We start from the raw sequence: 13,892 nt of genomic DNA, 5'->3' as shown, positions 1-13,892 counted from the left end.
CGTCATGAGCACATCCATCTCATCCACCATCATTCGCACTGCACGCGTATCCACGCATGTTCTCACGAGTGGTCCGCGTGATGCCGTCACCGTTGTCTTCATCCATGGCAACTGTTCATCGGCGCGTTTCTTCGAGCAGACCATGGCGAGTTTGCCTGCTGGTTTTCGCGCCATTGCGCCCGACTTGCGCGGCTTTGGTCGCACCGAGCGAGCGCCCATCGATGCCACGCGCGGGCTGCGCGACTTCTCCGACGACCTCGCCGAATTGCTTCGTCGCCCGGAGCTCGACGTCGTCGGCCCAGTGCACGTCGTAGGCTGGTCCGTTGGCGGTGGCGTAGCGATGCAACTCGCCATCGATCACCCGACGCTCGTGGGCCACATCGTTCTCGAAGCGTCGATGTCGCCGTTCGGCTTCGGTGGGACGCGAGCCGACGGCACGCCGTGCTTTGCCGACTTTGCCGGATCGGGTGGCGGCACGGCCAATCCGGACTTCGTCAAGCGCCTTGCGGCTCACGATGCGAGCAGCGAGGCCGACACGTCACCGCGCAAGGTGATGAATACGTTCTATTTCAAGCCGCCATTTCGGGTGGATGAAAAGCGCGAGGACATGTTCGTTTCCGAGATGCTCGCGATGGCCGTCGACGACGATCATTACCCTGGCGACGTGAAGCCGTCGTCGAATTGGCCTGGAATCGCACCGGGGACGCGCGGCATGAACAACTCGCTTTCGCCGGCCTACTGCAACTTGTCCGGGTTTGCGAATATCGAGCCGAAGCACGACGTGCTTTGGATTCGGGGTGATTCGGACCAGATCGTCAGCGACACGTCGCTCTTCGACTTTGCATTTCTCGGCAAGCTCGGGGCGATACCTGGCTGGCCGGGGGACGATGTTTGTCCGGCGCAACCGATGATTTCGCAGTTGCGTGGGGTGCTCGATGCATACAAGGCGCGAGGTGGTCGTTATCGCGAGCTCGTGATGAAGGACGTGGGGCATTCGCCGCACATCGAAGCGCCCGAAGCGTTCGTGGACGAACTCGTGCGGTTTGTCCGAGACCGCTGAGCCGGCGCACGGGGTTTGTCCAGGGACGAGCCTCGAATGCGTTGCAGGCAAGCGAGTTTGTCGGGCACCGTGTCGCGGTTGGCCCGAGCGTTCAGCAGCGGGCCTCATTTTTCCAAAAAACGATTGCACGGGCGATTCCGTGGGTTTTGGCGGACCGATCCGTATTTGGGCGAATGAGTCCACCCGTTCCTGGGAAAACGTGGTACGTTTGTCGTGATGAACAAGCCACGTACGAACAAGCCATTGAAGTCGAAGGTTCCCAGAGCGCGGGCAAAGCGGCGGGCGCCTGAGCCGGTGACCGTGGTCGTGGAGAGTCGCCAGGACGAGGTTTTGCGCAAGCTTGGGGCGCGCATGCGTGATTTGCGGCTCGAGCGGAAGATGTCGCTTGCGCGGCTGCAGCAGCAGGGGGGGCTCACGCCGAGTCAGATGTCGAGCGTGGAGCGGGGCCGTGTGCAGGTGACGCTGGGTACGGTGTCTGCGGTGGCCAATGCGCTTGGGATGCCGACGTTCATGGTGCTCTTGTTGCCGGACGAAGATCCGATGTCCGCGGTGCTCGAGGAGATTCGTCAGGCCTATGGTGGAGACTGGCGTCGGGCGGCGTTCGTGATTGCCGGCGCGCTTGGTCTCGATTTGTCGCAGATGCCAGGCTGACGGCCTGTCGTCGCTCGTCGCGCTCGTCGCTGCGCGTTCGTATCCATCCCTCCTCGTAACTGCCCTTTTCGATGGCCCTTCTTCTGGGCGTTCTCGCGACAATTCATTTTGCTTTTCGCGCCTTGGCCATCGCGTGATGAAAGTCAAGCCATTCTATCACTGTCATTTCGGCGCGGGAGTGTTTGCGGTTTCGGGTTTTTCCGAAGGACCTGCACATTTTTGAATTATTTTTTTGCGATGTTCGGATCAAACGATTTCGCCGAGAATTTGTAGGGTTCGTCCGAAGCGCCCCAGTTTCACCGATCGTGCGGGTTTTGAAATCGCCGCTCGTCCCGCATCATCGACCACCCAATGTCGATTTATTTGCACCATTTTCTGCACTTTTTGCCTGTCTCCGTCCTTTGGGCGTGATATTCATTGATTCGCACAATCGAATTCGGGTGGCCTAGTTCATCGAGGGACATGGCCCCGGTTGTGTAAAACACGATTCGTTTGTCCAAACGATAAACCGCGAGGTGAATGTCGATGCCTAGTCGTCGCGATCCAGATCCGTTCGCCGCTCAGGTTGGCGAGCGTATTCGTCAACTTCGGAAGGAAAGGCAGTTGTCGCTTCCTGCGCTGGCTCAGGCGAGTGGCATATCGCGGGGTCACTTATCGGACATCGAGCGTGGTATGGCCGTCATGACGCTGCGCACGCTTTTGCATTTGGCGGATGCGCTCGAAGTGCCGCCTTATTTGATCTGTATGGTTCCGAAGGATGATCCACAGGTCGTGGTTATCGATTACGTGATCGCGCGTGCGGGCGGCGACATGAAAAAAGCTGCGGAAGAGCTTCGCGCGCTGATTCTCGAGCATGGAGTGCCAAATGGCGACGCGCCGGACGACAACGACGCGTAGACGTTGAATGACGGCCTCGACAGTAATCTCGAACCCAAGGCAAGTCATTTCACACAACATTGGGCTCCGACGAACCTGGCCCAGCATTGCCAGGTACGTCCCGGTCCAGGGATCGATTGTATTCTGCCTGCTGCGCGTGCTAGCGTTCGTCCCCACGAACACTTGGTTCGTCGTTGCACGTGTTTGTCGCACCAACCTCTTTTATGCTTCCCGGCTGATCCGGGTTACTCGTTCGAGGTTCATCGATGCCCCGTCGTTCGATTCCGGAACCGATTGCCGCCAAAGTGGGCGCCAGAATTCGTGAGCTCCGCCTCGAGCGCGGTATGTCCATCGCGGCGCTCGCAGATGCGGCCGGTTTGTCCAAGGGGCACATGTCCAGCGTCGAACGGGGCCTCGTTTTGATTACCGTGAGCACCGTCGTCTCGACCGCCCGCGCCCTCGGCGTCCCCCCATTCGTCTTGGGCATGTTCCCCACGGACGAGCCGTTTGCTGCGGTCATTGAACATGTTCGCTCGGCCGAAGGTGGCGATACTGTCAAAGCCGCGGCCAAACTTCGCAAATTGGTTTTTGGTCAGACCGCTTCGACCGCGGACACGACCAAACGCAGCGGCCCCGCGACCAAAAAACGTCGAAAGCGAGTAAAACCGTGACCCGTTGGTCGCGTAAGACTCTTTCGAATGCCAACCGTCACGTGCGGTTTGTCTCCGTACAACCCCAGCCGTCGATGAATTGAACGCCGAGCAGCTCGACGTTACGAGCGACCCGGCGGCTCCGTCGGTCGCCTTGGCGGCGGGGACGTCCCTGGCGTGCGTGACGTCGCTCCGTCCGCGATCCGCACGTCGAGACCGAGGGCGTCCTTGAGCATCCCGCACTTCGCCGCAACGGTCCATTCCTCGAGCGACCGGTCTTCCGTCCCTGATAGTTCGAGCACCAACGAATCGCCCTCGATGCGTCCCGCGACGCTCGTCACCTTGGCGCGATGCTCGCGATCGAGCGCGTCGGCAATCCGCAAAATCGACGCCATCGCTTTCACCTTGGCGCGGTCTTCGCGCGACAGCGCGCGGAAGTTTTCGTGATCGAGTTGTGGGGGGCTCTTGCGGTGGTAGCGCGCCACGTTCGCCACGATTTCCCGCTCCATCGGCGATAGTCCCATCAAGTCGGCGTGCACGATCAAGTAGTAGCTGTGCTTGTGGTGCCCCTCGTACCGCACGAAGTCTCCCACGTCGTGCAAGAGCGCCGCGGCGTAGAGCAGGATCCGATCGCGAGGACTCATGCGGTGACGTGGTGCCAAGTCATCGAAGAGACGCGCTGCGAATCGTGCGACGAGCGTTCCGTGTTGCTCGTCGAAGTGGTAGCGCCGGCCGAGGCGCAGACATGCTTCGGTCACCGATGTCGCTTCGCCTCCGAAGTCACGCGGCACGAAGTGCTCGCGCGCCAGGTCGACCAGCACGCCTTCTTTCAGACCTACGCCGGGCGCTGCGATCGATGCGCGGCCAAACACTTCCGCGACGCGGCACAAAACCGTTGCAGCCGGTACGATCGTGTCGGCTCGATCGGGGCGCAGGTTGTACGTGAGGACGCGCTCGTCGACGTTGCGTGCTGCAAGCTCGTCGATGAGCCGCCTCATGGCGCGCACTTCGATCGCTCGGCCTTCGGGGAAAGCAACGGGCATCGGGCACAGGTCCGCGAGCGTTTCAAGGTTGCCTCCGGTGCCCATCACGAGGTCGACGCCGCTGCCATCGGTGGCGTCGTCGATCTCGCGGAAAGCATCGCCGCATACGCGATCGACGTACTCTTCGAGCAGCCGCCTGTGCGCCGCATCGATGGGACCGCGTCCATCGAGGAACGCTTCGAGCAAGCGCACCGTGCCCACGGGAAGCGACCGCGCGAAGATGGGACGCCGGCCATCGAGCAGCGTCAGTTCGGTCGAGCCGCCGCCGATGTCGACGAGCAGCGTACGCCGGTTGCCGAGAGGCATTCGTTCGACGACGGCGAGTTGAACGAGGCGCGCTTCTTCGACGCCTTCGATGAGCTCCACGTGCACGCGGCTTTCGCGTTCGGCTCGCTCGAGCAGAAGCTCGCCGTTGCTTGCCTCGCGTGCGGCACTCGTCGCAACGGCTCGATAACGTTCGACTTTGGCGGCATCCATGGCCGCGCGAAACCTACGGAGCGCGTCGCACGCGGCGCCGATGACGCCGACTTCGAGTCGTCCTTTGGTGAAGACGTCGTGCCCAAGCCGCACCGCAGCGCGGTCGGCGAGCACGTCACGGAACGGGTAAAAACGTGGACCCTCCTCGGTGATGAGGGGAGCATCCACGTCGACCACGCGTAGTCGTATCGCGTTCGAGCCGATATCGATCGCCGCAAGGCGAGCCATGGCGGGAGAACTAGCGTCCTTCCACGTCATTGGCTACTCTCATGCGTCCCATGCGATACGTTCAGCCATCCGTCCTGCCGAAAGTTGCGCTCGCTTTCTTCACCGTTCTTGCCGCAGCTTGCGGCCAAGAGGAGGTTCGCGCGCCCAACCCCACTCGGTCCCTCGACGAACGCCGAGCGATCGAGGTCATTCGTCGAGCGGTCGTGGAAGAGGGTGTGCGGCCCGCGGCCGCTCGAGATGTCGAGCTTCGTACGGGAAAAACCCTGCGCGTCGACGTCAGCATCGAGGGACAGGAGTACGGCGTCGCGTACATCTCGGATGACGATGCCGAAAAGCTTGGAGATGCCATCAAGCCTCCCAACGGCCCCGATGAGAAACTTCGCCTCGAGCGTGTTGGTCCCGATGCCGAAGTACGTATCGTCCTTTTGTACCAGACCAACTATCGCTACGACGATCTCGCAGGCGAGTCGCACGAGATGACGACCATCACGGCCGAGCGGGCTCTTGCGCGCGACGTGCGTGACTTCATCACGCATGCGAAAACCAAGAAGTTCAAGTGAGCTTTGGGCTCGTGAGGACGATAGACACGATGCGTTTGTCCACGCTCATCGACAGTGAATCCATGCGAGCGCGTTCGCCGCGGCAGGCGCTCGTCGTTGCGGGCACCACGCTGCTTCTGGGGCTCGCGATGGTCGGATTACGTCCAACCGATCCGAGTGACACGTCCCTCGTCGATGTCGGCATGGTCGTCACGCTCGCGTCGCTCATCGTTTTGATTGGCGGCATTCATTTTTACGGCCGCCTCGGGCCCGAGGAGCCTGACGAGCGCGGTTACGCCGATTGAGTTGCAAACACTCTTGCGTGCGCAGGCGCCTTGGACCAGCATCGCGCGCATGCATCGTCCTAGCCGTCAGCACAATCATCTGCTCCAGAAGATCGCTCGCAAGGAATCGCTCGCCAAGGCACGCAAGCGCCACGTTGGCCGGCGCCTCAAGCAGTGGAGGAAGTGGTCCAAGGCGTACGAAGGCCTCGTGCAACAGGCTTCGTGACGTCGAAGTTACTCGCCGACAAACTCTCCACGCGTTCGACCGGTGCATCATGAGCACCGGTCGTTGTTTTGTGGTCCAATGATGTCGTAGCCGGGTCTTGATTTGCACGCTCGCTTCGCGCGCGTGGGACGCGCGCTTCGCGAGGCTTGTTTACGATGGGGGGGCCGAGGCTCGGCCCCCCCAAACCCCCCGGGGTCTGATTGCTGACCGGGTCACGGTTCTTGATCGGGGCGTCCGCGGACCCCCCCGATCGAGGGTGCAAGCCCTGGCCCGTACTCGTTGACCTCGTTCGCCCCTCACGTATTCTCGTTCGTGTGCGCGTGAAGGTTTACGTGGCGCGCTTGGCGAGGAGTCAGGGATGCGTGGCGATGGTGTGGTGGCACGACGGACGAGCCTCTTCGTAGGTATCGCGCTGGCGATCCTTGGAGGTGCAACCATGGCATCTGCGCAAGGGATGCCTTCTCCCCCACCGCCGCCACCAGCCGCGGCGCCGGCTGAGCAGCCCTCGCCTCCAACCGGCGCGCCACCAGCGCCCGACGCAATGACTCCCGCCCCTCCGCCACCCATGGGCGCTCCACCTTCGAAGGATGCTGCTGGGTATCCGCCGCCCGGGTATCCCGCTGCAATGGTATTTGGACCGTCGCGGCTTCCCTATAACGAAAGCGACCCGATTCCTCCAGGGTACGAAGTTCAAACGCGGCCGCGAATGGGCATGGCCAAAGCAGGCATTGCCACGTTCGTGCCATTTTATGGTTTGTCCGTCTTGTTTGGAGGGGTTTACCTGGGGAGCGAAGGGCGCGAAGCAAAAATGTATTTCCCGCTGCTCATTCCCGTCGTTGGCCCCTTTGCGACCATGGGTACTGCAGGCACCGAAGAATTCGGTACCATGATTTTGGCGCTCAATGGCATCGGGCAACTCACAGGAGCGGCACTCTTCCTGGCGGGCATGCTCTCCGAAGAAAAATACCTCGCTCGTCGCAGTGCGGGCCTTCGTCCCGAAGTGTTCGTCGGTCCGCAATCAATGGCACTTCGCTGGCAATTCTGAGCGGTTCAGGTCGGCTCGTAGGAAAAGGAATCGGAGATGAACATGCAGAGCGCCAGCGCTACGTCGAGCATAACGCGTTTCTTCGCCCCGCTCGCTTTGGTTGCCGTCGTGCTTGGTTTTTCCAGAGCCGCCGAAGCCGTACCGCCACCTCCACCGCCCAATCCTTCTGGGAACGCAGCAGCGCCGCCCGCTCCACCTCCAGATGCAGCCACGCCTCCTCCCGCTGCGCCTGCTGATGCGCCCCTTGCGCCACCTCCACCACCGCCGGCGCCGCAAGCAATGCCGCAACCCAATCCGCCGCCGAATGCGCAAAACGGAGCGTGGGGAGCTGGCGTGCCGTTGTCGTGGCAGCCTGCGGATCGAACGATCCCTCCCATGTTGCCCAACCGTATCGAATATGAAGAAGGCGACGACGTCCTGCCCGGTTACGACCTCCGAACGCGCGCGAATCGAGGCCTCTTCGTGGGCGGCCTCGTCACGTTCCTGATTCCTTACGGCCTCTCTTTTCTCGTAGGTGGAGCCATCGTCCTGGAAGGAAGCGATCGGGACAGAGAGGAATTCGCTCCTTTGCTCGTGCCCGTCGCTGGGCCTTTCATTACCCTGGGTACGTGGGAACCAGGCTCCTTCAATAACGACGACAAGTCCGGCGAATTCATTTTGCTAGCCAATGGTTTTACGCAGTTGGCCGGCGCCGCCATGATCACCGCCAGCATACTCATGCCCGAAAAATACCTGGAACGTATTGGCAAGCTTCCGGGCAAACCCGAAATCTTCGTCGGACCCGGCTCCGCCAGCATGCGACTGCATTTCTGACGCCATTCGGCAACGTCACGTCGCCCGTTTTACCATCCACTTCCAGTCGAGCGGTGAAGCGTCATTCGGTCGCACGCGTTCGATCGTGGCGTTCGGACCTGCGGAAGCCGCCTTCACATACGTCCGCAACCGACCGCGCCATAATGGCAACGAAATTTTCGTTGCGATGAACTTGATTGTCCACGGCCTGTTTATGCCTTCGGCTTGACTCTTCATCGCCGACCTGATGCCCTCGAAGGATGCAAGCTGCCCGCCATTTCGTCGCGCATTGCCTTCGTATCATCGTGATTGTACTGACCAACTTGGCATTTACGTGGCCGATCGTTGGTTGTGGCCCCGGTGTCGTCCACGTCGTGCAACCGGATTCGATGGCGTTTCTGCAAATAACCAATGCCCAAGTGAGCGCCGAGGCGCGGCGTTCTGCGCACTTGATGGGGCAATGGGTGAGCGGGCGTTCGTCCGACAAGGTCGGCATTCTGGAGGACAGCAAGCTCCCCGAACCGTACACCCAAGATGACGAAGGCGGCGTTTGGCCTTCCGAATATCACTTGGGATACGCCGCACTGAGGCTCATTCGCGAGCATTATGCCGCCGCTCATCCAGCGTACCGTGTTCTCGACGACGGCAACCTCGTGGAGGTCGTCGACGAAGCGGGTGGAAACGTCGGGCTGATCGAGGATTTCGACAAGGATCGGCTCATTGATATCGCGGATGTCGAGGCGCGGGCTTTGTTCGAAGTCGTTCCGCGAGGACAAACACACCGCTCCGCGGCGAACAACAAAGTCGATTGGCATTTGCGCGTGATCAACACCGCTATGCTCGGCGTTCCGAAGTTCAAACTCGGGACGGGTTATGGCGGTGAGATTGGCGTGCGCTTCGCCGAGGGCGCGGCGCCGTGGAAAATCGCGTGGCAAACGACGGATCCGGGGGCGGTCGAGTATCGATGGCTGGTGCTCGGTGCGGAGCAGCAGACCGCAGAGGCCTACGGCGATGCGTATCTGGCCAAGCGATGGCGTGAGCCGACGCTGCGGGAGATATCGCGGTTGGGACGGGCGCTGCACGAAGTGGTGGAGCGGTTGGTCCAGGCACGCGAAGAGCTGGGACGAACGCGTGCCGCTACCGAAATGCCCGTGCTGCCGGGCAAAACGTTGACGGAGTACCTGCGGTCGGTGGCGTTGTGGAGCGCGCATGACGATGACACAGCGCGCCTCTTGCCGGTGATGCGCGAACCGCCTCCGGCACCGGCGCGTCCGGACCCGCGCCTTATGGCGGACACGAAGGGCGGTTCGTCCGGCGCGGGTTCGTCTCCGAAGATGTACCCCGGTGCGACGCAGGTCGACGGTCCCGTCGTTCCACCACACCCCAGCGCCCCCGAGGCGTACACGCTCGATGGCCGGTTTGGGAACATGCCGTGGCAGTACTTCATGGGGTACTCGGCCCATCGGGTGATCGCTTATCACTACCAGGCCCGTTACCAAGGTCTAGGCGAGCTTGTCTTCAAGAACCACGTCAGCGTTGGAAAGATCGTAAAGGAGGCTGGTGGTGAACCGAAGCTGCTTCACTGGTCCGAAGCCGATCTGCGTCCCGACATCACGCATGTGCGGTTCAGGGAGCCCGTGCACTATGTCTTCGAGATCAAGCCCGAAGGACCCAAGCATTTTGTGAAAGGCAAGGAAAAACTTGCGCAGTACATCGGCGTCCTGAACGTCGGCATGGTCGGAAAGCCCAGGGTCTTCGTTCCTGGCCCCAAGTACGAGGGCGAATTGTGGATACGCTTCAAACGGGGCACGCGCCTTTGGGCCGTGAAGTGGCATTCCGCAGCGCCTGGTTTGTTACTCTATCGATGGATCAAGCCGGAGGTTGCCGAATCAGGCAAGGACATGGCCACCTTGGAAGAAGAATGGCGACAAGCCATCCAAGACGATCGATGGCGGGACATCTCCGAAAAGGAGATGGCGGCGGATGCGGAAGAGCTATTCCTCACCGTCGATATGCTCGTAGGGCTCCGGGAGACGCTGGGGCATTTCCGTAACGTCGTGACGCTGCCCATTCAGGGCGTGGGTCTGGCCGCCGAGGCCGTGCTGTCGGCGAGACTATGGAATCAGATGGACGCGGCGCCTCGCGTGGTGCCCATTGTCCGCGTGCCTGCGCCCGTGAAGCAACCGGCCGTGCCCCCCAAGGCGCCGCCTCCGGTGAATGCGCCGTCCTTGGGGTCCGATATCCATCATCCGCGCCCCACTCCCGCGCGCCCTGTCGCGCCCGGAAAAACCCTCTCGGGTCCCAAGACCGTCTCCCCGAATTGACTTGCCACCGTCGTTGGCCTGTGCGAAGCGCGTGGGCACCATGTCTGACAAGGTAGCCTCGACAGACCCGAATGCCCTGCTTTTCCCGGCGTTTCTGTACGGCCCCCACGCCTCGTGTCGGCGCAAGATGAAAGCCGAAGCCAAGAAGTGGGCGAAGCGTTACGAGGCACACGGGGAATTTCCCGAGCCCAAGCTGATTCCCGTGCCGCCTGGATCGGTGATGATTTGTTCTGGCGTGGAAGCAGACTTCCTCGCACTTGGCATGGCCACGAATGAACCGTGTTGGTTTTTCTATTTGATGCATGAGCTTCGAATGGAAGTGCGCCCGAGCTCTGGCCCTCAATATGAGGTCTTCCAACCCAAGTTCGAGGCGTTCCTGTGTCGGTATCCCTGGGGCGCGTTGTATGTCGCTACCACACCAGCGGACAGCACCATCGACCTCGTGTCGCGCCGGTTGGAAGCTGTGTTGTCGTTTTGGGAACAGCTCGGCACGTTGCGATATCTTCGTTACTGCCAATATACGCTGACGACTCTGATGCACTATTATTACGAAGGGACCATTCGGATGTGGGTGGATGCCCCCGCGGGAAGCGTCAAGGACGTGCTGCGCGCCGCCATGGAACGAATGCGCCATGCATCCGAGGATGAAATCCAGGCGCGCATGATGAGGCGCTTGCATGAAGTTGCCGACACGGATCCCGAATTGAAACATCGGGAATGGCTCAAATCGCCAGGCGTCATCGAGGCGGAATTAACGCGCATCAAAGAAATATGGCCGGAGTTGCTCGAGAGCATGAAGTCGGACGACATGGGTGCCTGTGCAGGTTTCCTGCGCGCTCTCGACGGCAAATACCCCGGCGATTGATACGAATTCGTTGCAACCACGCAAAGGTCCGACGATGCCCGGAACGACAGACCCGAATGCCTGCTTTTCCCTGCGTTCATGTACGGCGACAGGACGACGTGTCGCCGCAAGCTGAAGGCCGAAGCCAAGAAGTGGGCGAAATGCTACCTGGAAGGCCGCGACTTTCCCGAACCGAAGCTCATCGCCATTGCCCCCGGTTCCGTCGTGTTCACGGATGAAAACACCGCCAACTGGGTGGGCGGGGGGTATTCGATGAATGCCGGTGCGAACATCGTTACGATCAGCGCCAACCCCAAGCAACAGGGACTCCATATCCAATGGCGTGCCTACCTGCTCGAGACCCTGCAATTCGAAACGAACTGGGCTGCCAAACTCAGCCGCGAAGAAAGCTTCCCCTTCCGCCGTGCATTCGTCCCGCACGTTTGCAGATACCCTTGGGGCGCCATTTCCGCCGCGATCATAACTTGTTTGCTCAACAGCATCGAGCTCACGGTGCCGCGCATCGAAGGCGTGTTGCGGTTCTGGGAAGCGCTCGACACGTTGAAGTACATCACCTTTGAGGAGCGTCCCATCGCACTTGCCGAACTCATGGCGTATTACTTCCAAGGTCACATCGCGATGTGGGTGGATGAACCCACAGGGAACGTCCGAACCGACCTGCAAACTGCAATCGATCAAATGCGTCGTGCATCGGAGGACGAGATTCACATGCGCCTGCTCGCGCGCTTGCGCGAATACGCCGACACCAGAAAGGGGCTGCAGCATCGCGCGTGGTTGAAATCCCCAGGTTTAATCGAAGCCGAAGTCGAAGCGAGACGTCGCAAGGGGCAAGAATTCTACGACAATCTGACCAGTGGAGACCGCGGGGAGCTCGGTTCGCTTTTGGCCATCCTCGAAAGAGACCATTACCCCGGCAACGTGCATTGATTCTGCCCGCCCATTCGAGACGAAGCATCACCGCACATGCCGCCGTTCCGCCAGCCTCATCAATTCAATTCCGGACGCTCCTCCTCATCCACCGTGCCATCCCCCTTGAAGACATACGGCAGCACGAGCAGCTCCGTCGAAGGTACCTCGCCAAACTCGAAATAGTTCAGCCCCACGCGCACCCGGTCCATCGCGCACCCGAGCAGCTCGGCAACGCCAGCCAACATTTCTTCGGCATACAACTTTTTTTCTTGCCAAACTCGAGTCAGCATGCTCGGCGTCGCCCCAGTAGCGAGCACGTGGCTCCAGCGCTCGGCATGACCCGCGGCGCCGGCCACTTGCTCCGCAGTAGGCATCATGTCCGCCGGAAGCGATCCCTCCATGTACATGGGATTGCTGTTGAATTCGTCGACCTTCTTGCCACCTACGAAAAGCCCCATGAGCAAAACGTCGCTGGCATGGACGAGAATGGACACCGTCGTCGAATGCGTTGCCGCAGAGAGAAGGGAGGCGAGCGCATCGAGATCCGTCGTGTATTGATCTTCGGTGCTCTCGTCGTACACAGAAATCCAATTACCTTCGCCCGCGCGAACGACGATCGTGCGATCGTAAGCGTCCGCGTCAGGGCCGCCTCGGACCATGCCCGCTTGCTTGGCCAATTCGTCGAGCGCTGATTCGATTTTTTCGAGCGACGTATAGGGCCCACGCCGTATCTGCACATTGGTGAAAAATGCTCCCATGACCGAACGCTTATCCCAACCAGACGTCGATGGCAATAACGCCACGAGCCTGTCCAATCCAGACGAATGCGCCACCAAATGAAAGCGGCTCGTCAGAGCAAAGCAATCCAGCGAGCCCTTGAGCAGCCAGCTCGACAAGGAATACCCCGGCGCTCGTTGCCGCATTCCGGCTGCCCGTCGACGCGTCCCGGCGGCCCGTCGACGCGCCCCAACGGCCCGTCCACGCATTCCAACCGCCCGTCGACGCGTTCCCGCTCCTCGTCGCCGCATTCCCGTCGCCCGTCGACGCGTCTCGGCTGCCCGTCCACGTGTCCCGACCTATGCGTCGCCGCATTCCGGCTGCCCGTCGACGTGCCCGAGCTGCCATCGGACGTGGTTGTAGAGCACGTCGACGTGGTTGTAGAGCATGTCGACGTGGTTGCAGAGTACGTCGACGCGTTCCATCAACGCGTGGGCGACGACGTGAAACGAGCCGACGCATTCGGAGCATCGCGTCGTCGCGGTTGAGCTTACCGTCGACAAGGTCACGGGATGCGTCGACGAGCCGTGGCAACAGTACGGAGACGTTGTAGTCACCATGCCTCGAAGGGTGTTGACTTCGCTCCGTCCATGCGCGTAGCCTACGAGTTGGCGTTCGAGGCAACTACTTTCGGAAAGGAACGATGCGCAATGAGTGCAGGAACGAAGTCACCTTACGTCGGACCGCTCGTTATCGACGTGACGGCGCACAAAGATCATCTGGTCGACCTTCCCCCTGGCGCGCAGGTGGGGTTGAAGCATGAGAAACCCGGGTTCAGCGAAGTGCTCATCGAGCTCAAAGAAGCGAAGAACGGACCTTTGGCGGCTGCAGGCATCTCCACCGAAGTCGTCACGCGCATCGAGTCGCGGACCGTGACACTCGACGAAATCCGCAAACACAAAGCCGCTGCAAGGAAACTTTACGAGGTCCTTGGAGAGACCGAAGCGGATCTCGAAAATGCACGCGAAGGCGACATTGCCATCATTGCGCGCGGGGCACAGACGGCGGGGCAGCACCTGGGTGCGGGTACGAAGGCGCATTTCGAGAAGACGCTGAAGTATTATTCGCAGATCGCGGACAAGGCCGTCGCGACGCGAAAGAAGAACGCGGCGACCAATGAAGAAAACGTTGAATGAGCGCCAGTGA

At 60.9% G+C, this 13,892-nt stretch carries 17 protein-coding genes; 13 read left to right on the top strand and 4 right to left on the bottom strand.

Annotated features, from left to right (window positions below):
• The first annotated feature begins 4 nt into the window (after window positions 1–4).
• From IPM54_43555 to IPM54_43540, 4 genes are all read left to right on the top strand, one after another.
• A complete protein-coding gene (locus IPM54_43555; GenBank protein MBK9266652.1) occupies window positions 5–1,060 on the top strand; it encodes an alpha/beta hydrolase in 1,056 nt (351 codons plus the stop codon).
• Window positions 1,061–1,276: 216 nt separating this feature from the next.
• Window positions 1,277–1,711 (top strand): helix-turn-helix domain-containing protein, encoded by a 435-nt coding sequence (locus IPM54_43550; GenBank protein ID MBK9266651.1) that lies wholly within the window; start codon window positions 1,277–1,279, stop codon window positions 1,709–1,711.
• A gap of 525 nt (window positions 1,712–2,236) precedes the next feature.
• On the top strand, window positions 2,237–2,608 hold the full coding sequence (locus tag IPM54_43545) for a helix-turn-helix transcriptional regulator (protein MBK9266650.1): 372 nt from the start codon (window positions 2,237–2,239) through the stop codon (window positions 2,606–2,608).
• Between the two features lie 245 nt (window positions 2,609–2,853).
• Window positions 2,854–3,258 (top strand): helix-turn-helix domain-containing protein, encoded by a 405-nt coding sequence (locus tag IPM54_43540; GenBank protein MBK9266649.1) that lies wholly within the window; start codon window positions 2,854–2,856, stop codon window positions 3,256–3,258.
• A gap of 101 nt (window positions 3,259–3,359) precedes the next feature.
• On the opposite strand, the gene IPM54_43535 is transcribed toward IPM54_43540, so the two are convergent.
• On the bottom strand, window positions 3,360–4,985 hold the full coding sequence (locus IPM54_43535) for a Ppx/GppA family phosphatase (GenBank protein ID MBK9266648.1): 1,626 nt from the start codon (window positions 4,983–4,985) through the stop codon (window positions 3,360–3,362).
• A gap of 50 nt (window positions 4,986–5,035) precedes the next feature.
• Between IPM54_43535 and IPM54_43530 the strand changes: the two genes are divergently transcribed.
• From IPM54_43530 to IPM54_43510, 5 genes are all read left to right on the top strand, one after another.
• The gene (locus IPM54_43530) at window positions 5,036–5,545 is read left to right on the top strand and encodes a hypothetical protein (GenBank protein ID MBK9266647.1); all 510 of its coding nucleotides are present in this window, start codon (window positions 5,036–5,038) and stop codon (window positions 5,543–5,545) included.
• Between the two features lie 11 nt (window positions 5,546–5,556).
• Entirely contained in the window at window positions 5,557–5,829 is a 273-nt protein-coding gene (locus tag IPM54_43525) for a hypothetical protein (GenBank protein MBK9266646.1), read from the top strand.
• 49 nt (window positions 5,830–5,878) lie between these two features.
• Window positions 5,879–6,034, top strand: a complete 156-nt coding sequence (locus IPM54_43520; GenBank protein MBK9266645.1) for a hypothetical protein — start codon at window positions 5,879–5,881, stop codon at window positions 6,032–6,034.
• Window positions 6,035–6,470: 436 nt separating this feature from the next.
• Window positions 6,471–7,079, top strand: a complete 609-nt coding sequence (locus tag IPM54_43515; GenBank protein MBK9266644.1) for a hypothetical protein — start codon at window positions 6,471–6,473, stop codon at window positions 7,077–7,079.
• Between the two features lie 36 nt (window positions 7,080–7,115).
• Window positions 7,116–7,892 (top strand): hypothetical protein, encoded by a 777-nt coding sequence (locus IPM54_43510; GenBank protein ID MBK9266643.1) that lies wholly within the window; start codon window positions 7,116–7,118, stop codon window positions 7,890–7,892.
• A gap of 15 nt (window positions 7,893–7,907) precedes the next feature.
• On the opposite strand, the gene IPM54_43505 is transcribed toward IPM54_43510, so the two are convergent.
• Window positions 7,908–8,108, bottom strand: coding sequence for a hypothetical protein (locus tag IPM54_43505; GenBank protein MBK9266642.1), 201 nt, complete (start codon window positions 8,106–8,108; stop codon window positions 7,908–7,910).
• Window positions 8,109–8,176: 68 nt separating this feature from the next.
• Here IPM54_43505 and IPM54_43500 point away from each other — a divergent pair, with 68 nt between their 5' ends.
• From IPM54_43500 to IPM54_43490, 3 genes are all read left to right on the top strand, one after another.
• On the top strand, window positions 8,177–10,195 hold the full coding sequence (locus IPM54_43500; protein ID MBK9266641.1) for a hypothetical protein: 2,019 nt from the start codon (window positions 8,177–8,179) through the stop codon (window positions 10,193–10,195).
• Between the two features lie 40 nt (window positions 10,196–10,235).
• The gene (locus tag IPM54_43495; protein ID MBK9266640.1) at window positions 10,236–11,060 is read left to right on the top strand and encodes a hypothetical protein; all 825 of its coding nucleotides are present in this window, start codon (window positions 10,236–10,238) and stop codon (window positions 11,058–11,060) included.
• Window positions 11,061–11,138: 78 nt separating this feature from the next.
• Entirely contained in the window at window positions 11,139–11,987 is an 849-nt protein-coding gene (locus IPM54_43490) for a hypothetical protein (GenBank protein ID MBK9266639.1), read from the top strand.
• A gap of 59 nt (window positions 11,988–12,046) precedes the next feature.
• On the opposite strand, the gene IPM54_43485 is transcribed toward IPM54_43490, so the two are convergent.
• Together IPM54_43485 and IPM54_43480 are read right to left on the bottom strand one after the other, a co-directional pair.
• On the bottom strand, window positions 12,047–12,892 hold the full coding sequence (locus IPM54_43485) for a hypothetical protein (GenBank protein ID MBK9266638.1): 846 nt from the start codon (window positions 12,890–12,892) through the stop codon (window positions 12,047–12,049).
• A 153-nt stretch (window positions 12,893–13,045) separates the two neighbouring features.
• Window positions 13,046–13,255 (bottom strand): hypothetical protein, encoded by a 210-nt coding sequence (locus tag IPM54_43480; protein MBK9266637.1) that lies wholly within the window; start codon window positions 13,253–13,255, stop codon window positions 13,046–13,048.
• 141 nt (window positions 13,256–13,396) lie between these two features.
• On the opposite strand from IPM54_43480, the gene IPM54_43475 reads away from it, so the two are divergent.
• Entirely contained in the window at window positions 13,397–13,882 is a 486-nt protein-coding gene (locus IPM54_43475) for a hypothetical protein (protein ID MBK9266636.1), read from the top strand.
• Window positions 13,883–13,892: the final 10 nt, after the last annotated feature.

The organism is Polyangiaceae bacterium, assembly GCA_016715885.1.
Classification (GTDB): Bacteria; Myxococcota_A; Polyangia; order Polyangiales; family Polyangiaceae; genus Polyangium.
This window is presented reverse-complemented; position numbering and strand designations above follow the sequence as displayed.

Excerpts from the sequence above, each read along its gene's own strand:
- IPM54_43555 (MBK9266652.1), top strand. The coding sequence starts at position 5 with ATGAGCACATCCATCTCATCCACCATCATTCGCACTGCACGCGTATCC.
- IPM54_43550 (MBK9266651.1), top strand. The coding sequence starts at position 1,277 with ATGAACAAGCCACGTACGAACAAGCCATTGAAGTCGAAGGTTCCCAGA.
- IPM54_43545 (MBK9266650.1), top strand. The coding sequence starts at position 2,237 with ATGCCTAGTCGTCGCGATCCAGATCCGTTCGCCGCTCAGGTTGGCGAG.
- IPM54_43540 (MBK9266649.1), top strand. The coding sequence starts at position 2,854 with ATGCCCCGTCGTTCGATTCCGGAACCGATTGCCGCCAAAGTGGGCGCC.
- IPM54_43535 (MBK9266648.1), bottom strand. The coding sequence starts at position 4,985 with ATGGCTCGCCTTGCGGCGATCGATATCGGCTCGAACGCGATACGACTA.
- IPM54_43530 (MBK9266647.1), top strand. The coding sequence starts at position 5,036 with ATGCGATACGTTCAGCCATCCGTCCTGCCGAAAGTTGCGCTCGCTTTC.
- IPM54_43520 (MBK9266645.1), top strand. The coding sequence starts at position 5,879 with ATGCATCGTCCTAGCCGTCAGCACAATCATCTGCTCCAGAAGATCGCT.
- IPM54_43515 (MBK9266644.1), top strand. The coding sequence starts at position 6,471 with ATGGCATCTGCGCAAGGGATGCCTTCTCCCCCACCGCCGCCACCAGCC.
- IPM54_43510 (MBK9266643.1), top strand. The coding sequence starts at position 7,116 with ATGAACATGCAGAGCGCCAGCGCTACGTCGAGCATAACGCGTTTCTTC.
- IPM54_43505 (MBK9266642.1), bottom strand. The coding sequence starts at position 8,108 with ATGAAGAGTCAAGCCGAAGGCATAAACAGGCCGTGGACAATCAAGTTC.
- IPM54_43495 (MBK9266640.1), top strand. The coding sequence starts at position 10,236 with ATGTCTGACAAGGTAGCCTCGACAGACCCGAATGCCCTGCTTTTCCCG.
- IPM54_43490 (MBK9266639.1), top strand. The coding sequence starts at position 11,139 with ATGTACGGCGACAGGACGACGTGTCGCCGCAAGCTGAAGGCCGAAGCC.
- IPM54_43485 (MBK9266638.1), bottom strand. The coding sequence starts at position 12,892 with ATGCGGCAACGAGCGCCGGGGTATTCCTTGTCGAGCTGGCTGCTCAAG.
- IPM54_43475 (MBK9266636.1), top strand. The coding sequence starts at position 13,397 with ATGAGTGCAGGAACGAAGTCACCTTACGTCGGACCGCTCGTTATCGAC.